We start from the raw sequence: 22264 nt of genomic DNA, 5'->3' as shown, positions 1-22264 counted from the left end.
CCTGAAATGCCAGCATTTTTCCTCCATGATTTCCTGCTTCCGCTAGCGTAACGCCAGCCATAATTGCGCCTGAGCTGCGCATTATCCTGCCTGCCAGGTGATTAGCAGTTGAAAACGCCACCCCAAACGCCAGATAATCGTTTGCCTTTTTTCCGCGTCACCCCTTTTTGACCTGGAATACGCGGCCACGTAATCGTTTGCCTGCTTTTCTCTCTGAGACATCTTCACCAGGATGATGCGCAAACGCGAGCCGCGCGGTGACCTATATCTTAAAAAACACAGAGGAATAACTATGTCTGGCGAATCACGCCCGGCCAGGGGAAAACTGGACGCCTGGTTCCACATTTCAGCACGCGGCAGCAGCGTGCGGCAGGAAGTGCTGGCTGGCCTCACCACCTTTTTAGCGATGGTCTATTCGGTCATCGTGGTGCCTGGCATGCTCGGTAAAGCGAGCTTCTCACCGACGGCGGTGTTTGTCGCCACCTGTCTGGTGGCCAGCTTTGGCTCCCTCATCATGGGACTGTGGGCCAACCTGCCGATGGCGATTGGTTGTGCCATCTCCCTGACCGCTTTTACCGCGTTCAGCCTGGTACTGGGCCAGCACATTAGCGTGCCGGTGGCGCTGGGCGCGGTCTTCCTGATGGGCCTGCTGTTCACGCTAATTTCCGTGACCGGCATTCGCGCGTGGATTCTGCGTAACCTGCCGATGGGCGTGGCGCACGGCACGGGCGTCGGTATCGGCCTGTTTCTGCTGCTGATTGCCGCCGATGGCATTGGTCTGGTGGTAAAAAACCCGGCGGCAGGCCTGCCGGTGGCGCTTGGTCACTTCACCTCTTTCCCGGTGATCATGGCGCTGATCGGGCTGGCGGCGATTTTTGGTCTGGAAAAACGAAGGGTACCGGGCGGCATTCTGCTGACCATCATTGCGATTTCGCTGCTTGGGCTGATTTTCGACCCGGCGGTAAAGTGGCAGGGGCTGTTTGCCATGCCAAGCCTGCGTGATGCCAGCGGCCAGTCGGCAATGTTTAGCCTGGATATCATGGGCGCGCTGCAGCCGGTGGTGTTACCGAGCGTGCTGGCGCTGGTGATGACCGCGGTGTTTGACGCCACCGGCACCATTCGTGCGGTGGCCGGGCAGGCGAACCTGCTGGATAAAGAGGGCCAGATTATCAATGGCGGTCGCGCGCTGACCACCGACTCTATCAGCAGCCTGTTTGCCGGACTGGTGGGTGCTTCGCCCGCCGCAGTGTATATCGAGTCCGCTGCGGGTACTGCCGCCGGCGGTAAAACCGGCCTGACGGCGATTGTCGTGGGTCTGTTGTTCCTGCTGATTCTGTTTATGTCGCCGCTGGCTTATCTGGTTCCGGCCTATGCCACCGCACCCGCGCTGATGTATGTCGGCCTGCTGATGCTGAGCAACGTGGCCAAAATCGACTTCAATGATTTCGTCGATGCGATGTCTGGCCTGCTGACGGCGGTATTCATCGTACTGACCTGCAACATCGTCACCGGCATCATGCTCGGCTTTGCCGCGCTGGTGATTGGCCGTCTGTTTGCCGGCGAGTGGCGCAAGCTCAACGCTGGCACGGTGGTGATTGCTGTGGCGCTGGTGGCGTTCTACGCGGGCGGCTGGGCTATCTGACCGCAATCCGGGCGTCAGTCCGGATTATTCTCTTTATCGCACACGCCGCACATCGGGTAGCCCCGCCGGGCGGCGTTTTGTTTTACACTTTCCGACGCAACATCGCTTCGATTAATATGATTCGCCTAAGGAAAGCATGGAAATCTTCTTTACTATTCTCATCATGACGCTGGTGGTTTCGCTGTCCGGCGTTGCGGCACGTATCCTGCCGTTTCAGATCCCGCTCCCGCTGGTACAGATCGCGGCCGGCGCGCTGCTGGCCTGGCCAACCTTTGGTCTGCACGTCGATTTTGACCCCGAACTGTTCCTCGTGCTGTTTATTCCGCCGCTGCTGTTTGCCGATGGCTGGAAAACGCCGATCAACGAGTTTCTGCATCACGGCCGTGAAATTATCGGCCTGGCGCTGGTGCTGGTGCTGATTACCGTGGTCGGTATCGGCTACCTGATTTACTGGCTGGTGCCGGGCATTCCGCTGATTCCGGCGTTCGCGCTGGCGGCGGTGCTGTCACCGACCGATGCGGTGGCGCTCTCCGGCATCGTCGGCGAAGGGCGCATCCCGAAAAAGATCATGTCGATTGTCCAGGGCGAGGCGCTGATGAATGACGCGTCGGGCCTGGTGTCACTCAAGTTTGCCGTCGCGGTGGCGATGGGCACCATGGTGTTCACCTGGGGCGGCGCCAGCGTCGAATTCCTTAAAGTGGCGATTGGCGGCCTGGTGGCCGGTGTCGCCGTTTGCTGGCTGTACGGTCGTTCGCTGCGCCTGCTCAGCCGCTGGAGCGGTGACGACCCGGCAACGCAAACCGTACTGCTGCTGCTGCTGCCGTTCGCCTCTTACCTGATTGCTGAACACCTCGGCGTCTCCGGCATTCTGGCGGCGGTAGCGGCCGGTATGACCATCACCCGTTCCGGCATCATCCGTCAGGCACCGCTGGCAATGCGCCTACGCGCCAACAGCGTATGGCAGATGCTGGAGTTTGTGTTCAACGGCATGGTGTTCCTGATGCTGGGCCTGCAGCTGCCGGACATTCTCTCCACCTCGATTGCTCAGGCGAACGCCGATCCTAACGTCGAGCTGTGGATGCTGTTCGCCGACGTCGGGCTGGTCTATGCGGCGCTGATGATCGTGCGCTTCGGCTGGCTGTGGATCATGAAGCGCACCAGCCTGCGCCTGCTGAAGAAGAAGCCGCTGGAGTTCTCCAGCTACTCGCTGCGTGAACTGCTGATCGCCTCTTTTGCCGGCGTGCGCGGTGCTATCACGCTGGCCGGTGTGCTGTCGATTCCGCTGTTCCTCAGCAACGGCGAACCTTTTCCGGCGCGCTACGAACTGGTGTTTATCGCCACCGGCGTGATTCTGTTCTCGCTGTTTGTCGGCGTGATTCTGCTGCCGATTCTGCTGCGCGGCATGGAGAGCCACGACAAAGTGGGGCACCGTCGCGAAATCCAGAGTGCGCGTGCTGCGATGGCCGGCGTGGCGATCGAAAGCCTGCACAAAATGGAGCAGCGGCTGGAAAACGACGCTGAAGAGAACATCGATCCTGAGCTGCTGAAAGAGGTCAGCCTGCGGGTGATTGGTAATCTGCGTCGTCGCGTCGATGGCAAAGATGATATGGAGCAGGCGCTGTTTGCGGAAAATCTGGAGCGCCGTTTCCGTCTGACCGCGCTGCGCGCCGAACGTGCCGAGGTTTATCATCTGCGCGCCACCCAGCAGATCTCCAACGAGACCATGCAGCGCCTGCTGCGCGATCTCGACCTGCTGGAAGCGTTGCTGATAGAGAAAGAGGAATAGCCGCCGCGTTTTGCTGCTCTCCGATCCCGCGGCCGCCTGACCTACAGGGCGGCCGCTTTGCTACAGCGATAGCCGTGGCGCGTTATCCGGCCAGTGTTCGCGGCAGCAGGCAATCCACGCCTGTGCGCTGCGCGACAGATAACTGCCTTCGCGCCAGATTAGCCCCAGACGCCACTGCAGCTCCGACTCCAGCGGCAGCCACAGCAAGGCCTGTTTATCCAGCCGCTGGCAAATCGGCTCCGGCAGGATCGCCAGCCCCATATCCGCCTGCACCATCGCGGCAAGAAAATCCCACTGCGCGCTGCGCAGCGCGATATCCGGCATCACTCCCTGGCGCTGAAACGCTTTCATCAGCTGGCGGTTAAGCGAAAACTCTTCGTTGAGGATCAGCAGGGGATGCTGAGCCAGCTCGGCCAGCGTCAGGCTGGTGCGGTTGAGCCAGCGCGCGCTGCGCGGCAGCAGCACGCACAGCGGATGGCGCATCAGTTCCAGCGTGTTCAGCGGCAGCTCCGCATCAATCGGCAGGGCGGTCAGCGCAATATCCAGCCCGCCGCTCAGCACCGCCTGCTGCACCGTCAGGCCACCAAATTCGGAGATTTTCAGCTGTACGCCGGGATAGCGGCGGCGGAACGCGGAGATCGACCCGGCAATCTGCATGCCGACCATCGGCGGAATGCCCAGCCGCAGCTCACCGGTTTTCAACTGGTTGATGTCACTGATTTGCGCCTCCAGCTGATGAAACTCCTGCAAAATCGCCAGGCCGCGCTGATACACCGCCTGGCCGCTGTCGGTGAGATGCAGCTTGCGTCCCTCGCGCAGCAGCAGCGTGCAGCCCAGCTCTTCTTCCAGCTGGCGCAGCATTTTGCTGATGGTGGGTTGCGTCACGAACAGCTTCTCCGCCGCGCGGGTAAAGCTCTGCTGACGCACCACTTCGGTGAAGTAACGCAGGGCACGCACGTCCATAAACATTCCTTTTTGGCATAGTTTGAATAATTTTAATTCATTTCTTTCACACTCTGGCGCGGATTTATACTGCAACCCTGAATTTTTAACGGGAAGAGAGAAATGGCGTCCGCGCTTCGTCCGCGCACCACGGATATCCTGCAACGCGTCACGGTGCCGCTGCAGCTGGTGCTGTATATCGCCCTGTTCGTTGCCAGCGGTCAGCTGGTGAGCTGGCTGCATCTGCCGTTACCGGCCAATGTCGTGGGTATGGTGTTGCTGTTACTGTTGATCGTCAGCGGTATCGTGCCGCTGCGCTGGGTTAAAGCCGGGGCCAACTGGCTGCTGGCCGAAATGCTGCTGTTTTTTATTCCGGCGGTGGTCGCGGTGGTGAATTACAGCGACCTGCTGCGCAGTGAGGGCTGGCGCATCTGTGTGGTGATCGCCGTCAGTACGCTGATGGTGCTGGCAGCCACCTCGCTGGTGGTCGATCGCTTATACCGCTTCGAACTGGCGCGCGCGGCGCGTAAGCAGGGCGATCGTGACTGACTTTATCATTAGCCTGTTGTGTCTGGCGCTGACGCTGCTGGTTTACTACCTCAATAAACGCCTGTACCGGCGCAGGCCCACGCTGCTGCTGATGCCGCTGGTGTTAACGCCGCTGGTGCTGGTGGCGCTGCTGCTGCTGACGCACGTCAGCTGGCAGGATTACATCGCCGAAAGCCACTGGCTGCTGTGGCTGCTGGGTCCGGCGACGCTGGCTTTTGCGGTGCCGGTTTACGAAAACCTGCACATTATCCGTCGCCATTGGCTGTCGCTGAGCGTGGGCGTGATCACCGCCACGCTGGTGGCCGTGTGCAGTTCGGTGTGGCTGGCGCGGCTGCTGACATTACCGGAGAGCATCCAGCGTAGCCTGGCGGTGCGCTCCATCACCACGCCTTTTGCGCTGGCAGCGGCCCAGCCGATTGGCGGCCAGCCCGATTTGGTCGCGCTGTTCGTGGTGATTACCGGCGTGTTTGGCATGGCGGTGGGCGACGTGCTGTTTTTACGCATCGCGATTAAGCAGGGCGTGGCGAAGGGCGCCGGCTTTGGCGCCGCCTCGCACGGTGCCGGCACGGCACGCGCTTATCAGCTCGGCCAGCAGGAGGGCGTGGTCTCCAGCCTGGTGATGATGCTCTCCGGCGTGCTCACGGTGCTGCTGGCCCCGCTGCTGGGACAGCTGTTGTGGCATGCCTGACGAGCAAATCTGCGCCCGCATCGTCCTGCGTGTTATCGGATGCGGTCAGTTTCTGCCCGCTGTAACCCATTTTTACGTAAAGCTTTCCAAATAAAGTTGTGTCACGTCGCCGCGCTGTTTACCCTTTGCGCCGAATTATGTGTCCTTCATGGAGTGGATTGTTATGTTTAAGCAACTTGTTACGGGAAGCGTTTTAGGCCTGGCACTGCTGAGCGGCGGCGCGCAGGCGATTGAGGGCAGTGTTGACGTGGGTGAGCACAGCACCAACCTGAACCTTGGCCTCGGCACCGCTTCACCGGGTCTGTTTCTGAAAGGCAACTGGCTGCGCAGCGATCACGACGGCAGCACCTACGGCCTTGGTATGGGGTATAACCTGGATGTGGGTGATTTCCGCGTGGCACCGACGGCGAAAGCGCTGTTCACCCATCCGGAAGATGGCCGTGATGGCTTCACCGTGGCGCTGGGTGCCGGTGCGCAGTATAACTTCAACAGCATGTGGGGCCTGTACGGCGAATATTACTATGCGCCGGAAGCGTTCTCCGATCGTCTGGACAGCTATAAAGAAGCCTCAGGCGGCCTGAGCTTTACGCCGATTTCACTGCTGAACCTGCGTGTTGGCTATCAGTACATTGAGCTGAACAACAAAGGCGACCGCAAAGATAACGTGCTGGTCGACGGCCCGTACGTCGGTGCGTCGCTGCGTTTCTGATGACGGGACCAGGTGCGCATGAATGCGCACCCTACGAAATTCCGTAGGGTCGCCATTTATGGCGACCTGGTCAATCACCGCACTACGTTCATGGCGACCTGGTCAATCACCGCACTGCTTCAATTTTAATGCGCTTTCCCCTGCGAAATCCCGACGCCCGTCTGTGAACGGATAAACTGTCCGCGGAATTTCGCCCGCTCCAGCGCCCCCTGCTGGGAATGATCGGTAATGGAAAACAGCCAGGTGCCGACAAACGCGACCAGCATCGAGAACAGCGCCGGATACTCATACGGATAGACTGGCGTTGCGTGTCCCAGTACCTGCACCCAAATGGTCGGGCCGAGAATCATCAGCACCACCGCCGTCAGCAGGCCCAGCCAGCCTCCCACCATGGCGCCGCGCGTGGTCAGTTTTGACCAGTACATCGACAGCAAAATAATCGGGAAGTTACAGCTGGCGGCAATCGAGAACGCCAGGCCGACCATGAAGGCAATGTTCTGTTTCTCAAACAGAATCCCCAGCGCAATCGCCACCACGCCCAGCACCAGCACGGTAATTTTCGACACACGCAGCTCTTCTCGCTCGGTGGCCTGACCTTTGCGGATCACGCTGGCATACAGGTCATGCGACACCGCCGAAGCGCCGGCCAGCGTCAGTCCGGCCACCACCGCCAGAATGGTGGCGAAGGCTACCGCCGAGATAAAGCCGAGGAACAGGCTGCCGCCGACCGCATTGGAGAGATGCACTGCCGCCATGTTAGTGCCGCCAATCAGCGCGCCGCTGGCGTCTTTGAAGGCCGGATTAGCGCCGACCAGCAGAATCGCGCCGAAGCCGATAATAAAGGTCAGGAAGTAGAAGTAGCCCATAAAGCCGGTAGCCCAGAACACGCTTTTGCGTGCTTCCCGCGCATCGGCGACGGTGAAGAAACGCATCAGAATATGCGGCAGGCCGGCGGTGCCAAACATCAGGCCCAGACCGAGCGACAGCGCGGAGATCGGGTCTTTCACCAGACCGCCTGGCTGCATGATTGCGCTTCCTTTCGGATGCACCGCCATCGCCTCGGTAAACAGCGTATTAAAGCTGAAACCGGTGGCTTTCATCACCATGATGGCCATGAAGCTGGCACCAAACAGCAACAGCACCGCTTTGATAATCTGCACCCAGGTGGTGGCGAGCATGCCGCCAAACAGCACGTACAGCACCATCAGAATGCCGACCAGCACCACGGCGATGTGGTAGTCGAGACCGAACAGCAGCTGGATCAGCTTACCGGCCCCCACCATCTGCGCAATCAGATACAGTGCCACCACCACCAGCGAACCGCAGGCGGAAAGGGTGCGGATGGGCTTTTGCTGCAGGCGATAGGACGCCACATCGGCAAAGGTATAGCGGCCCAGGTTGCGCAGGCGTTCGGCAATCAGGAACAGAATCATGGGCCAGCCGACGAGGAAGCCGAGCGAGTAGATCAGCCCATCGTAGCCGGAGGTGTAGACCAGCGCGGAGATACCGAGAAACGAGGCGGCCGACATAAAGTCACCGGCCATCGCCAGGCCATTCTGGAAACCGGTGATGTTGCCGCCGGCGGTGTAGTAATCGCTGCGCGAGCGGGTGCGTTTGGAAGCCCAGTAAGTAATGCCGAGCGTGGCTGCCACGAAGACCACGAACATGATGATCGCTTCGTAGTTGGTGGCCTGTTTTTGCACCGCGCCGGTAATGGCATCGGCGGCAAATACGCTGGCTGGTACGATAGCCAGCGAGGCGGAGAGCAGGCGCTTCATGATTTCACCTCGCTGACAATCTGTTTGGTCAGACGATCAAACTCGCCGTTGGCGCGCCAGACATAAACGCCGGTCAGCAGAAACGACACCACAATCAGGCCGACGCCGATGGGGATGCCGCGCGTCACATTAGTGCCGGCGTGCAAGGGCGTGCCGAGCCAGCCGGGCGCGAAGGCAATCAGCAGAATAAAGCCGACATACAGTACCAGCATGATAAGGCTGAGCAGCAGCGCAAACGACTGACGTTTGTGCACCAGCTCCTGAAAACGCGGATTGCTTTCGATTTGTTGCCAGACGGCTTCCTGTTGGTTCAGGGCTTCGTTCATCACATTTTCTCCAGAGGCAAGGCAGACAGAAAACTCACGGCAACGTGATTTAACTGGCTGAATATTCTAGTTATAAAGGTTGTGCGATGGTGAAAAGCATACGGCGTAAGGATGGAAGAGCGGAGAGCTGCCTGCCGGGGACAGGCTGATACTCTCCGCCGGGTCAATGCCGGTTATGGCATGGTGATCGACTGTTTCTCCTCGAGCAATTTCTCCACCACGCCCGGATCGGCCAGCGTTGAAGTATCGCCAAAGTTGCTGGTATCGCCGGCGGCGATCTTGCGCAGAATGCGGCGCATGATTTTGCCGGAGCGGGTTTTTGGCAGCGAATCGGTCCAGTGCAACACGTCTGGCGTGGCAATCGGGCCGATCTCTTTACGCACCCAGTTGCGCACCTCACTGTACAGCTCTGGCGACGGCTCTTCGCCGTGATTCAGCGTGATATAAGCATAGATCGCCTGGCCTTTAATGCTGTGCGGAATCCCCACCACCGCGGCTTCGGCAATTTTCGGATGCGAGACCAGCGCGGACTCGATCTCCGCCGTGCCAAGCCGGTGGCCGGAGACGTTCAGCACGTCATCGACGCGGCCGGTGATCCAGTAATAGCCATCGTCGTCACGGCGCGCGCCGTCGCCGCTGAAGTAGCGATTTTTAAACGTCGAGAAGTAGGTTTGCTCAAAGCGATCGTGATCGCCAAACAGCGTGCGTGCCTGGCCGGGCCATGAGTCAACGATCACCAGGTTGCCCTCGGTGGCACCGTCCAGCGTATTACCTTCGTTATCCACCAGCGCCGGCTGGACGCCAAAGAACGGTTTAGTGGCCGAGCCGGCCTTCAGCTCGGTGGCGCCGGGCAGCGGCGTAATCATAAAGCCGCCGGTTTCGGTCTGCCACCAGGTATCGACGATCGGGCAACGGCTGTCGCCAATCTTTTTGTAATACCACTCCCAGGCTTCCGGGTTGATGGGCTCGCCGACCGATCCCATGATGCGCAGGCTGCTGCGCTGAGTGCCGGCAATCGCTTTATCACCCTCGGCCATCAGCGCGCGGATAGCGGTTGGCGCGGTGTACAGCAGCGTGACCTTATGTTTATCCACCACTTCCGCCATGCGGCTGGGCTGGGGCCAGTTGGGTACGCCTTCGAACATCAGCGTGGTAGCCCCGCAGGCCAGCGGACCGTAGATCAGATAGCTGTGCCCGGTAATCCAGCCCACGTCGGCGGTGCACCAGTACACATCATCTTCATGATAATCAAAAACATATTTGAAGGTGGTGGCAGCATACACCAGGTAACCACCGGTGGTGTGCAGCACGCCTTTCGGCTTGCCGGTGGAGCCGGAGGTATAAAGGATAAACAGCGGATGTTCGGCCTCGACCGCTACCGGCTGATGCTGATCGCTGGCTTTCGCCATCAGTTCATGCCACCACAGATCGCGGCCTTCGCGCCAGCCGGTCTCTTTGCCGGTGCGCTGGAACACCACCACGTTTTTCACGCTGGTGACGTTTGGATTGTTCAGCGCATCATCCACGTTTTTCTTCAGCGGAATGCTGCGTCCGGCACGTACGCCTTCGTCAGCGGTAATCACCAGTTTTGCACTGGAATCCACTACGCGTCCGGCCACCGCTTCAGGTGAGAAGCCGCCAAAAATGACCGAGTGCACGGCGCCGATGCGCGCGCAGGCCAGCATGGCGACCGCGGCTTCCGGCACCATCGGCATGTAGATCGCTACCACATCGCCTTTCTTCACGCCAAGGCCGGTCAGCACGTTGGCGAAGCGGCAGACGTCGGCGTGCAGTTCACGGAAGGTCAGAGTTTTGCTTTCGCTGGCGTCATCGCCTTCCCAGATAATCGCCGGGTGATCGCCGCGCGTAGCCAGGTGGCGATCGAGACAGTTGGCGGCAAGGTTCAGCGCACCATCTTCATACCAGCGAATCGAAATATTGCCGGGGGCAAACGAGGTATTTTTCACTTTGCTGTAGGGCGTCATCCAGTCGAGGATTTTGCCCTGTTCGCCCCAAAAGACCTCAGGATCGTCAACCGACTGTTGATACAGCGCCGCATACTGATCGGCATTTATCAGGGCATTCGCTGCAATGGCAGCGGGTACGGGATGCTTGTGTATTTGGCTCATGGCTGACCTCCTTGAAGATGTTAATCATATGTCAATCAAAGGTTAATTGAAGAGTGAGGCCGGGCTTTGTTTCTGTTTTGCAGTCTGGATCACGACCTTGTGTAAGGCTGAAAAGTCACCCAATTCAATCTGTTTACCGGCGCAGGAAATGAGGCAAAACCACTGGCTGGATCAATAAAATTATGAACCAGCCGGTTAAATAAGCAGCAAACAGACCGGCACGTTTTTTCAGCAATCCTGAATAGCTATGCGGAAAATTATCGAATTAACACTTTTCATAACAGCGAGTTATGACAGGCGCATGTCAGCAGCATTTTATGCTACCTGGCTGTGCGGGATTTAAGCTATCGCCCCAGGGGTTGCATTTACCGTAGTGAAAATGGTACTTATCTCGGCCCTGTTCAGCAGGTATCAACTCAGGCTGCATCATCGCGCGGGCGCATAATGCCGGCGCAGGCGGTAACCGATGCAGTCCATTATAACCCTCTATTTTATCGGGCTTTTGCTCACTTCCCTGTGTGTAATGTCTTCTGCACCTTCGCAGCAGAGCAAAGGGGTTTTAACTGAGGAAATAACGCGTTATGAAAGGTTTTAAACTCACCCTCGCGTGGCAGATTCTGATTGCCCTGATTCTCGGCGTTATCGTCGGAACCGTGCTGCATAATCAGCCAGACGATCGTGAATGGTTAATCACTAACATTCTTACTCCTGCCGGCGACATCTTTATTCATCTCATCAAGATGATTGTGGTGCCGATTGTTATTTCCTCACTGATTGTCGGCATCGCCGGCGTGGGTGATGCGAAAAAGCTCGGGCGGATTGGTGTGAAAACCATCATCTATTTTGAAGTGATTACCACCATTGCCATTGTGGTCGGCATCACGCTGGCCAACGTATTCCAACCCGGCAGCGGCATTGATATGTCAACGCTGGCAACGGTGGACATCTCTAAATACGAAGCCACCACGGAAGCCGTGCAGGGTGCGCCACATGGCCTGGTGACCACCATTCTGTCGCTGATCCCGCAGAATATTTTCGCCTCGCTGGTCAAAGGCGACATGCTGCCGATTATCTTCTTCTCGGTACTGTTTGGCATGGGACTGTCGGCGCTGCCGTCGGAGCATCGCGATCCGCTGGTGACCGTATTCCGTTCCATTTCCGAAACCATGTTTAAAGTGACGCACATGATCATGCGCTATGCGCCGGTCGGGGTGTTTGCGCTTATTGCCGTCACCATTGCTAACTTCGGTTTTGCCTCGCTCTACCCGCTGGCCAAGCTGGTGCTGCTGGTGTACGTGGCGATTCTGTTCTTTGCGTTCGTGGTGCTGGGTGCGGTGGCGCGCTTCTGCAAGCTGCGTATTACCACCCTGATGCGCATTCTGAAAGATGAGCTGATTCTGGCGTATTCCACCTCCAGCTCAGAGACCGTGCTGCCGCGCATCATGCAGAAGATGGAAGCCTACGGCGCGCCGAAGGCGATCACCAGCTTCGTGGTGCCAACCGGCTATTCGTTCAATCTGGATGGTTCAACGTTGTATCAGAGCATTGCGGCGATCTTTATCGCCCAGCTGTACGGCATTGACCTGTCGCTGACCGATGAAATCATCCTGGTGCTGACCCTGATGGTGACCTCGAAAGGCATCGCGGGTGTGCCGGGCGTCTCGTTTGTGGTGCTGCTGGCTACGCTGGGCAGCGTCGGTATTCCACTGGAAGGTCTGGCGTTTATCGCCGGCGTCGACCGTATCATGGACATGGCGCGCACCGCGCTCAACGTCATCGGTAACGCGCTGGCGGTGCTGGTTATCGCCCGCTGGGAAAACCAGTTTGATACCAAACAGGCCGCCGCCTACGAGTTGCAGCTGCGCACGCAAAGCGCCAGCTAAGCGGCACGCTCTCTGACTGAACCCGCCTTCTGGCGGGTTTTTTTATATTTTGCAGACAAGTCCTGTCGTGGTGAGCTGCTTAAGAAAGTTTAAATTTATACCCACCATAACCACTCGCATCCGCCGTAGATAATCAAGAAGGCAATTTACATAAGGACTCACCATGAGATTCCCCGTTTATTTGCACAAAATAGAAAACGGCAGCTGGTCAGGTTTCGTACCTGACGTGCAGGGATGTTTTTTTGCGGGCAACACCGTTGACGAGGCGTTAAGCGATGCATTTGGTGCAATCGATGCGCATGTGGAATCGTTAGCGGACGCAGGCAAGGCCATTCCAAAAGCAGCCAGCGTTGAAACCCATATTAATGATGAAGAGTGCCAGGGAGGTTACTGGGCTTTCGTTGAGATTGATCTCAGTCGTTACGAAGGTAAAGCGGTGAAGCTGAACATCACCCTGCCGCAAAACTTACTGACCAAAATCGATAGCCACGTAGAAGCACACCGCGAATACGGCTCCCGTAGCGGCTTTCTCGCCGCGCTGGCACGCAGAGAGCTGGCAAACATCTAGCGCTTCTCCTTAATCCAACCCGCCTTCTGGCGGGTTTTTTTATGCCCGCTGCCGCAAAAGGCAAAAAAATTGACCTGAGCAGGAGGAATTAACAATTCTGTATGGTATATATTTTCAAGAATAAATTATTCCTGAAGGGAGCGAACATGAACATCGATCTGAGCCAGATGATCACCGAGGGCCGCAACCCGGCGAGCCAGAACATTGACGAGCTGAACACGGAAGCGATGCTGCGCGTCATTAACGATGAAGACAAAAAGGTGGCGCTGGCGGTGGAAGCTATCGTGCCGCAGATTGCTGAGGTGGTGGATGCCATCACGGCGGCATTCAGCCAGGGCGGACGTCTGATTTACTGCGGTGCCGGGACCTCTGGCCGTCTCGGTATTCTCGATGCCAGTGAATGCCCGCCCACGTTCGGCACGCCGCGCAGTCAGGTGGTCGGGCTGATCGCCGGCGGCCATACCGCCATTCTGCAGGCGGTGGAAAACGCCGAGGACAACCGCGAGCAGGGCGCGCAGGATTTAAAAGATATCGACTTTTCGGCGCGCGATGTGCTGGTCGGCATTGCTGCCAGCGGCCGCACGCCTTATGTGCTTGGTGCGCTGGCCTGGGCGAAGCAGCAGGGCGCCTTCACCGCCGCGCTGACCTGTAATCCCAACAGCGCCATGTCGCAGGCGGCGGACGTCGCCCTGACGCCGGTGGTAGGCCCGGAAGTGGTCACCGGCTCGTCACGCATGAAAGCCGGCACCGCGCAGAAGCTGGTGCTCAATATGCTGACCACCGGCGCCATGATCCGCAGCGGCAAAGTGTACGGCAACCTGATGGTGGACGTAGAAGCCACCAATCAGAAACTGGTGCAGCGGCAAATCAACATCGTTAAGCAGGCCACCGAATGTGACGATGCCCGCGCGCAGCAGGCGCTGGCAGCGTGTGGCGGCCACTGTAAAACCGCCATTGTGATGATACTGGCGGACCTGAACGCCGATGAAGCGCAGGCGCTGCTGGCGCAGAACCACGGCTTTATCCGCCAGGCATTACACCACGCAGGAGCGCAATGATGGCGGCGATTACCGAAAGCTTATTGCGCGATATCCTGCAGGCGGTCGGCGGCGCAGGCAACGTCGTGCACTGCGGTAACTGCATGACGCGCCTGCGTCTGACGCTGGCCGATGCCGCGCGGGTCGACAGCGCCCGGCTGAAAACGCTGCCCGGCGTGCTGGGCGTGATTGACAGCGATGCCCAGCTGCAGATTGTGCTCGGCCCTGGCAAAGCGCAAACCGCAGCGGAAAAAATGCAGGCGATGCTGAACAGCGCCACGCCAGAGGCGCCGGGCGATCTGCACAGCATCGCCAGCGCGCAGAAGCAGCAGATGAAAGCGAAGCAAACCAGCGCGCTGCACCGTTTTCTCTCCTGCTTTGCCACCATTTTTACCCCGCTGATCCCGGGCTTTATCGGTGCCGGATTGCTGCTGGGGTTTGCCACGCTGATTGAGCAGGTGTGCCATCTTAATCAGCCCGGGGAACACGCCCGCTGGCTGCTGGACACCGTGGCTTATATGAAGGTGTTCGGTAAAGGGTTGTTCACCTTCCTGAGTATCTTAATCGGCTATAACGCGCAGAAAGCGTTTGGCGGCACCGGCGTGAACGGCGCGATCATCGCCTCGCTGTTTGTGCTGGGTTATGTCCCGAACGCGACCGTCGGCTATTACAGCGGCATGCAGGATTTCTTCGGCCTGACTATCGATCCGCGCGGCAATATTATTGGCGTGCTGCTGGCGGCGATATTTGGTGCCTGGCTGGAGAAACAGCTGCGCAAAATTATCCCGGATAATCTCGATATGATCCTTACCTCGCTGCTGACGCTGTTAATTACCGGCGCGGTGACGTTTCTGGTGATCATGCCGATTGGCGGCGAGCTGTTTAAAGGCATGTCGTGGCTGTTTATCCACCTGAACAATAACCCGTTCGGCTGTGCCATTCTGGCCGGCTTATTCCTGATTGCGGTGATGTTCGGCATTCATCAGGGCTTTATTCCGGTCTATTTTGCGCTGATGGAAACCCAGGGTTTCAATTCGCTGTTCCCGATACTCGCCATGGCCGGTGCCGGTCAGGTCGGTGCTTCGCTGGCGCTGTGGTGCAAAGCCGACAAGCACTCGCTGCTGCGCAGCCAGATTAAAGGCGCTATCGTGCCAGGTCTGCTGGGCGTCGGTGAGCCGCTTATCTATGGCGTGACGCTGCCGCGTCTTAAACCGTTTATCACCGCCTGCTTCGGCGGTGCGCTGGGCGGCTTCTTTATCGGGCTGGTGGCGTGGCTCGGTCTGCCGGTGGGCATGAACACGGTGTTTGGCCCGTCAGGACTGGTGACGCTGCCGCTGATGACCTCTTCGCAGGGCATCTTTGCCGGGATGGCGGTCTATCTGGTGGGGCTGATCGTGGCGTGGATCGGCGGCTTCGTCTTTACCTGGTGGGGCGGCACCAAAAACGTTGATTTAAGTTAGAAAAGCCCGCGCCAGCAGACCGTCAAGAGGTCCGATGTCATTAAATGGATGATTTTGCTGCAATTGTGGCCTGGCTCACAATTGCAGCATTTCGTTAGCGCTGCTTATTATTGAGCGTGAGAATTATCACCCATCCAGACTTTACTGGAGTGGATGAAAATAAATCACGTGATATTAATGCGTTATCCCTATAAGCCTTATTTAAACCAGGGTTATAGCCTTTCATTTCCTGCAAAATTCTTATTTCATTCCGATAAATATCTCCGGGCTCGCTTTTGATCTGTGCAGCCATAAAGTCTATATAAGCAACAGCTTTCTCCTGATTTTCACGCATCAGCGGCACCCTCTGTGCCCATAATTAACCACTTGATTCGTTTTGTGAAAATAGAGTTCGCCCATCTGCCCCTTTGTTCTTTTTTTCGCTGTGCTTTCACAGCGTCGCTGATTGCTTGTTACTGGAGGTTGTATGAGATTCACCCGGAATCCCATTGCGTTAGGGATCGTCGCTGCGCAGGCGGTGTTTTATTTCCCCGGCTTAGGGGAAGCGGCAACACTGGGCGCGTATAATCCGCGCGATAACGACCAGCAGAGCGGCGCGCTGATTGTTAACGGCGGCAGCGCAACCTTAACTGGTAATCAGGCGTTTGAGCCGGGCATTGACGGGGCGGTCAACACCACGCTCGGCCAGGTGACCATCGCGGCGGGCGCACAATATCTCAATCAGGCACGTCTCGATCCCGGTCCGCAAAACCTCGCCATCACCGTGCCGGATCCCACTACCGGCGGCAACACCACCTTTCAGGTGTTTGATTCCGCCAGCCTGGTGGCGCAGGCACCGGTTACCGCCAGCACGGTGGTGCCGGATCTGCAAAACGTGAATGACAGTCAGTATATCGACGCGCGTATCGCCGACGTCAGCGGCAGCGGCAGTTCGCTGGATGTCAGCATTGGTCAGGCTAACGCCAACAGCAGCGCCAGCACCAACGCCTGGACCATGGCGGCCAAAAACACCACGCTGTTTCAGGTCAGTAACGGCGGCGCCCTCAACTGGAACAACAACAACCGCATCACCTTCAACGGTTCTGCGGCCAACGTCTCCGGCGGCCAGGTGACCGACAGCCTGGCGGTACAAAACCTTGCGACCTATAACGGCAGCTTTAGCGTGCAGACGCTGGACGGCAAAACCACCGCCTTCAACGTTACCAATGCCAGCCAGCTGCAAAGCTACAATAACTGGCTGGTGAGCCAGCTGCAGGCCGGCAATCTCGCGCCGGCCAGCTACCTCAGCGCGTTCAATCAGGCGGTCACTATCACCAACGGCGATATTGTCTATAACGTCAGCGCCACTGCGCCGGATGAAGTGACGCAGCCGATAGGTAGCCGCGTGGTGATCAATGCCGAAGGCGCCGGTTCGCAGGTCACTATCGCCGCCGGTAAAACGCTGGAAGTGGTTGGGGCCAGCGATGGCGCGGTACGCGTGGCCAGCGGGGCCAATGCCACCATCGACGGGAAACTGGCGAGCCGCGGCACCGCGCTGGCGCTGGATGGCGCGACGGCTACCAACAGCAGCGGCGGCGTCATCAACGGCGGCTTCCTCAACCGTATTGATGGCACCGGCGTCGGCGCGGCCAGCAACAACGCCACGGCGGTAACGGTGCAAAACGGCGGTGATTTCACTAACAATGGCGTGCTTAACCTCGGTACTACCGGCAGCAATCTGACCAACGGCGTGGCGGGCATCCGCCTTGATGCCAATGCGCAGGCCGCTAACAGCGGCAATATCAACGTGGGCGTCAACGGTTCCAGCGCGCGTGGCACCACTTCCGGCGTGCTGCTCACCAGCGACAGCAGCCGATTTACCAACACCAGCGGCGGCACGATTTACCTCGGGCGAGGCGCGCAGAACAGCCTGAGCGACAACGTGGCGGAGACAGCCCTGAACCAGAGCGGGCTGACCAGCGGCATTGCGCTGCTGGCCAACGGCAGCGCCACCAACGACGGGGCGATTGTGATTGGCTCGCGCGTACAGAACGCCGCCGGGATGTCGGTCAGCGGTGCCAGCAATGCCACGCTGATCAACAGCGGCACCATCGACGTCAACGGCAGCGCTGCGCGCGTGCCGCGCGAGAACGTCGGCATGCTGGTCACTAACAGCAACGGTACGCTGGAGAATCGCGGCACCATCAACCTCAACGGCGTTAACGGCACCGGCCTGAAAGTGCTGGCCACCAGTGGTAACAGCGCCGCCGCCAGCTCCACCGGGACCATCAATGTGGCGGGCGGAGCCGATCCGGCCAGCGGCACACGCAACTTTGGCGTGTGGGTGGAAGGTCAGGGTAGCGGCACTGCCGCAGCGAACGTGGACGGGCCGATTAACCTCACCGGCAACGGCGCGATTGGCGTGCACGCGCGCGGCAACGCCACGGTTAACGTCACGCAGAATGCCATTCCCCGTTTCAGCACCGGCAGCAATCAAATCGGTTTTTTTGCCTATGGCCCGAATGCGCTGATCAACGTGGACGACAACAACGCGTTTGACGTCACCACCACTAACTCGACGCTCTTCCGCATCGAACAGGGCGCGACGTTTGACGGGACTAATACCACGCTGACCGCCTCCGGCGCGGGTGCGGTGGCGGTGAACGGCACCGGCGGTGGCGGAACATTGGTGAAGACCAACAACGCCACGATTAACGTTAGCGGCACCGGTGCCACCGGCGTCAATATCGAGGGCGGTGCGCAGGGCAACATTGACGCGGCGACCACCATTACCCTCAGTGGCAGCAACGCCACGGGCGCGATTGCCGACGGGCAGAAACATACGCTGACCGGTGCTAACAGCCGTGCGCCGGTCGCCAGCACGCGGCTGACCTCCGCCGCAGAACTCAATTCGGCGCAGAACGGCATCACCGGCTATCTGGCTCGCAACCGCGCGCAGCTCAGCAACAGCGGCAACATCAACTTCAGCGGGGCCAATACCACCGGCCTGCGCGTGGAGAGCGGGGCGACCGGCAGCAACAGCGGCAACATCAGCATCAGCGACGGCGGCACCGGTATTGCGGTGAACAGCGCGGGCAGCACCTTCGCCACCACCGCCAGCAACAGCGGCAACATCGACGTCAATGGCGGCAACACCATCCGCCGTACGCGCGGCGTCAGCGCCAGCGGTAGCCAGGCGGTGGCGAACCTCAACGGCGGCACGCTCACGCTCAACGGGAGTGGCGCCATCGGCGCCGAAGCGCTGGACGGTGCGCTGGTGAATATTGCCGCCGGATCGACACCGATCTTTAACAATAGCGACCAGATCGCCTATCACGCCGCAGGTAACGGTTCGCGCATTCGCGCCGCCACCAGCGCGCTGGATGTCAGCACGCGTGGTTCCACCGGCTACCGCCTTGATGACGGCGCGGCGCTGAGCTTCAGCACGCCGAGCAGCCTGAGCGCCAGCGCCGCCAGCAGCATCGGCGTAATTGTCTCCGGCAGCGGCAGCAGCCTCAACAGCGCCAACCTCAATCTGACCGCCAGCGGCGAGGAGAGCACCGCCGTGCGCGTCGAGGGCGGCGCAGCGGCGACGCTCGACGGCAGCAGCAATATCACGCTCAGCGGCAACAACGCGGTGGGCGTGCTGGTGAATACCCTGCGCAGCGATCTCAGCAATGTGCTGGACGGCAGCGCTGCCGTCACCCGCGTCACCAGCAACGCCCGCATCAGCGGCGCTGGCAACGGTGCCGTGGGTTTCGACCTGACCAACGGCGCGGAACTCGAGAACAATGGCGCAGTGACGCTGACCGGCAGCAACAGCATCGGCATGCGCTCGCGCGCCGGCAGCACGCTGACCAACAATGGCGTGGTTAACATCAGCAGCGGCACCGGGTTAGATGTCGGCGGCAACGGCACCACGCTGGCACAGGGCGGCAGCATTAATGTTGATAACGGCGTGGCCGGCGTGCGCATCAGCGACGGCGCACAGCTGGCGCTGACCGGCAGCGATACGCTGATCACCACGCGCGGCACGGCGCATGGCATTTTGCTCGACAGCGGCGCGGCGGCGCTCAGCGCGCGCGACGCCACCATCAACGTACTGGGCAGCGGCAACGGCATCGAAAACCGCGCGGAGCTGGACAACGTGAGCCTGAGCAACCTGACGCTTAACGTTGGCGATGGCAACGGCATCCGCACTGCCGTCGCGTTCGATCCCGCCTCCACCGTGACCACCAATGTATCCGGCAGCGGTAACGGCCTGACTGTCGCCAACGCCGATGGATCGACCACCGGCGGCGATCTGACGCTGGGTTCGGGTTACGTTTTCAATGTCACCGGCGCCGGCGGCACCGGGATTCGCGCCAACACCACAGGAAATATCGTCACCGCCGCCAGCGTTAATATCACTAATGCGGCAGGCGGTTCGGCGCTGGTCTCCAGCACCGCCGGCACCATCGTCAACCGCGGCACACTCCGCTCCAGCAGCCTGACGGCACCGGTGGTCGATCTGCGCGGCGGCAAAACGGTATTCGAGAACCTTGGCACAATCGTAACCGCCACGGCGCAAAGCGTGGCGGTGGCGGGCAGTAACGCCGACGATGTGATTTTGCTGACCCAGGGTGACGTGCTGGGCGACATCAATCCTGGCGGCGGCAGCGACACGTTCCGCTGGACCGGCGGCACGCTCAACGGCAGCCTGACCATGGGCGCAGACAACAACAATATCGCCGACGTCAGCGGCGTCGATCTCAGCACTACTTACCATCTCACCAGCGGCAACGGCACCGGTAACAGCCTGACCTTTGACCAGATTACGGCGCGCGGCGGCAGCTTCAGCGCCGATGACCTGAGCAAAGGCGTTAACCTCGGCAGCGGCTGGAGCATCATTAACTTCGCGGATAGCCGCTGGACGCTGACCGACAATCTGCAGCTGGCGCACAGCACCATCAACATTGATGGGCGCTCGACGCTGTATGCCGGTGACAACGTGCATCCCACGCTGGCGGGCGGCACAGCGGATTCGCTGCAGGTGAATAACAGCGGCACGCTGGATCTCACCAATGGCAGCGGTTCGCCAGGCAATACGCTGGACATCAACGGCTCGCTGGCGTCGATGGGCGGTCAGGCGAATCTGGTGACCCGCCTGAATGACGGCGGCGCGCTGAGCAACCAGTTCACCGACCACATCAACGTCAGCGGTAACGCCAGCGGCACCACGCTGCTCAACGTCAGGCTTGATGCGGCAAGCAGCGCGGCGCTCACCGATCTCAACCGCAACGGCGGCATTGAGGGCAACGAAGGCATTTCGCTGGCGCAGGTGGGCGGCAACGCTGGCCAGAACAGCTTTGCGCTCAGGGATGGCTATCTCGGTGCCGGACCGTGGCAGTACCGGCTGTACAGCTTCGCGCCGGGCAGCAGTGATCCGGCGCAGCGCCTGCTGAGCGGCAGCGGCAACAATTACTGGGACTACCGGCTGGCAAACTACTACGTGTGCGAGGACAGCGACAGCTGCCAGCCGGCGCTGGTGACCAGCGGATTTGGTACGCCACAGCGCTACGATGCGCGTCCGGCGGTGGTGCCGCAGGTGCCTTCGTACATTTCAGCACCGGTTGGCCTCGCCTATTACACCGCCGCGATTATCGATGACCTGCACAAGCGTCTCGGCGAACTGCGTCACGAGCAGACGCGTCCGGCGGGTAATGGCGGTGAGATGTTCCTGCGCTACATCGGCTCGAATCTGAAATACAAAAGCGACCGCAGCTTTAGCGATTACGGCTACGGATTTGACCTCGACTACAGCGCGGTGCAGCTTGGCGGCAATCTGCTGCATCTCGACGGTGAGCAGGACAGCCTGCGCGGCGGCGTGGCCTACACGCGCGGCAATACGCGCATCCGTCCGCAGGCGGCAGACGGTTACAGCAGCACCAGCTTCGATAGCGACAGCCTGGCGCTGTACGGCACCTGGCAGCGCCAGAGCGGCTTTTACCTTGACGGCGTGCTGTCGTTTGACTGGCATCGTGGTGAAACCGACATTGCGCGCCAGCAGCGCGAGGCCAGGCTGAAGGGCCACGGCTGGACCGCCTCGCTGGAGAGCGGCTATCCGTTTGAACTCGGCGAGGGCTACAAGCTGGAGCCGCAGGCGCAGCTGATGTACCTGAAACTGAACATGAATGATTTCACGGACGAGGACAATAACCAGGTGCGCTATGGCGATTATCACCAGACGATTGGCCGTCTCGGCGCGCGTCTCGACCGCAGCTGGACCGATGACAGCAACCGCCAGTACACGCCTTATCTGCGCGCGAATTATTACAAAGGCTGGGGCGGTACGGCGCAGGCGTCGGTGTCGGCAGCCGATAACCCGGCGCTCGGCGCCAGCTTCAGCAGCGGTAATTTTGGCCAGATGTGGGAAGTGGGTGCCGGCGGCACGGTGACGCTGCAGCAGGATGTGTCGCTGTACGCCGAAGCGGATTACCGCAAGGAGATCGACGGCAACGGCGCCAGAGGCTGGCGTTACAACCTCGGCGTGCGCTGGCAGTTCTGACAGTACGTGCACATGACGCGGTCGCCGTGAACGGTGTAATGCCGACCGGTCAGGGCAGCCGCAAATCGCACAAAATTTGTAGCGGCGCGATTTATCGCGCAATAAATTGCGCCGCTACCAAATGTGCAACGATTGTCGAACAGTTTGAGGTTCAACTGACAAACTTATTGTACTCAGCCAAAGCTCGATCTCATTTACCCTAAATGATTTTTTATCGATCCCGCCCGCGGCCAGAACTGTG

The 22264-nt window shown here is 59.5% G+C and carries 15 protein-coding genes; 10 read left to right on the top strand and 5 right to left on the bottom strand.

Annotated elements, in window-relative coordinates; genetic code table 11:
- Nucleotides 1–292 precede the first annotated feature (292 nt).
- Entirely contained in the window at nt 293–1642 is a 1350-nt protein-coding gene (locus K7H94_RS16735; protein WP_222951375.1) for an NCS2 family permease, read from the top strand.
- Nucleotides 1643–1778: 136 nt separating this feature from the next.
- Nucleotides 1779–3428 (top strand): Na+/H+ antiporter, encoded by a 1650-nt coding sequence (locus K7H94_RS16730; protein ID WP_021507828.1) that lies wholly within the window; start codon nt 1779–1781, stop codon nt 3426–3428.
- Between the two features lie 60 nt (nt 3429–3488).
- Here the strand turns inward: K7H94_RS16730 and K7H94_RS16725 are convergent, their stop codons facing one another.
- Nucleotides 3489–4391 carry a LysR family transcriptional regulator gene (locus K7H94_RS16725; protein ID WP_021507827.1) on the bottom strand — a complete coding sequence of 301 codons (903 nt, stop codon included), beginning with the start codon at nt 4389–4391 and terminating at the stop codon, nt 3489–3491.
- 102 nt (nt 4392–4493) lie between these two features.
- Here K7H94_RS16725 and K7H94_RS16720 point away from each other — a divergent pair, with 102 nt between their 5' ends.
- The 3 genes from K7H94_RS16720 to K7H94_RS16710 all read left to right on the top strand — a co-directional run bounded on the left by K7H94_RS16720 (nt 4494) and on the right by K7H94_RS16710 (nt 6316).
- Nucleotides 4494–4919 (top strand): CidA/LrgA family protein, encoded by a 426-nt coding sequence (locus tag K7H94_RS16720; RefSeq protein ID WP_021507826.1) that lies wholly within the window; start codon nt 4494–4496, stop codon nt 4917–4919.
- Nucleotides 4912–5607 carry an LrgB family protein gene (locus tag K7H94_RS16715; protein ID WP_021507825.1) on the top strand — a complete coding sequence of 232 codons (696 nt, stop codon included), beginning with the start codon at nt 4912–4914 and terminating at the stop codon, nt 5605–5607. Before K7H94_RS16720 ends, K7H94_RS16715 begins: the two co-directional genes overlap by 8 nt.
- A 163-nt stretch (nt 5608–5770) precedes the next feature.
- Complete coding sequence (locus K7H94_RS16710; protein ID WP_031279754.1) at nt 5771–6316, top strand: YfaZ family outer membrane protein; 546 nt, start codon at nt 5771–5773, stop codon at nt 6314–6316.
- A gap of 125 nt (nt 6317–6441) precedes the next feature.
- Here the strand turns inward: K7H94_RS16710 and K7H94_RS16705 are convergent, their stop codons facing one another.
- The 3 genes from K7H94_RS16705 to acs all read right to left on the bottom strand — a co-directional run bounded on the left by K7H94_RS16705 (nt 6442) and on the right by acs (nt 10549).
- Nucleotides 6442–8094: a cation acetate symporter gene (locus K7H94_RS16705; protein ID WP_021507822.1), complete on the bottom strand. Its 1653-nt coding sequence runs from the start codon at nt 8092–8094 to the stop codon at nt 6442–6444.
- Complete coding sequence (locus K7H94_RS16700; RefSeq protein ID WP_021313201.1) at nt 8091–8420, bottom strand: DUF485 domain-containing protein; 330 nt, start codon at nt 8418–8420, stop codon at nt 8091–8093. The genes K7H94_RS16705 and K7H94_RS16700 overlap by 4 nt, the downstream gene beginning before the upstream one ends.
- Before the next feature lie 173 nt (nt 8421–8593).
- Complete coding sequence (gene acs / locus K7H94_RS16695; protein ID WP_222951374.1) at nt 8594–10549, bottom strand: acetate--CoA ligase; 1956 nt, start codon at nt 10547–10549, stop codon at nt 8594–8596.
- A gap of 581 nt (nt 10550–11130) precedes the next feature.
- On the opposite strand from acs, the gene gltP reads away from it, so the two are divergent.
- From gltP to murP, 4 genes are all read left to right on the top strand, one after another.
- Entirely contained in the window at nt 11131–12432 is a 1302-nt protein-coding gene (gltP, locus tag K7H94_RS16690) for a glutamate/aspartate:proton symporter GltP (protein WP_058757544.1), read from the top strand.
- Nucleotides 12433–12595: 163 nt separating this feature from the next.
- A complete protein-coding gene (locus tag K7H94_RS16685) occupies nt 12596–13000 on the top strand; it encodes a type II toxin-antitoxin system HicB family antitoxin (protein ID WP_222951373.1) in 405 nt (134 codons plus the stop codon).
- A gap of 146 nt (nt 13001–13146) precedes the next feature.
- Complete coding sequence (gene murQ, locus K7H94_RS16680) at nt 13147–14058, top strand: N-acetylmuramic acid 6-phosphate etherase (protein ID WP_088517831.1); 912 nt, start codon at nt 13147–13149, stop codon at nt 14056–14058.
- Nucleotides 14058–15497: a PTS N-acetylmuramic acid transporter subunit IIBC gene (gene murP / locus K7H94_RS16675; RefSeq protein ID WP_058774923.1), complete on the top strand. Its 1440-nt coding sequence runs from the start codon at nt 14058–14060 to the stop codon at nt 15495–15497. The genes murQ and murP overlap by 1 nt, the downstream gene beginning before the upstream one ends.
- Nucleotides 15498–15591: 94 nt before the next feature.
- Here the strand turns inward: murP and K7H94_RS16670 are convergent, their stop codons facing one another.
- Nucleotides 15592–15831: a hypothetical protein gene (locus K7H94_RS16670; protein ID WP_222951372.1), complete on the bottom strand. Its 240-nt coding sequence runs from the start codon at nt 15829–15831 to the stop codon at nt 15592–15594.
- 132 nt (nt 15832–15963) lie between these two features.
- On the opposite strand from K7H94_RS16670, the gene K7H94_RS16665 reads away from it, so the two are divergent.
- Nucleotides 15964–22023, top strand: a complete 6060-nt coding sequence (locus K7H94_RS16665; protein ID WP_222951371.1) for an autotransporter outer membrane beta-barrel domain-containing protein — start codon at nt 15964–15966, stop codon at nt 22021–22023.
- Nucleotides 22024–22264: the final 241 nt, after the last annotated feature.

The sequence above is a fragment of the Pantoea dispersa genome, assembly GCF_019890955.1.
Taxonomy (GTDB): domain Bacteria; phylum Pseudomonadota; class Gammaproteobacteria; order Enterobacterales; family Enterobacteriaceae; genus Pantoea; species Pantoea dispersa.
Note: the sequence above shows the minus strand (reverse complement) of the source record. Positions and strands in the feature narration are given on the sequence as shown.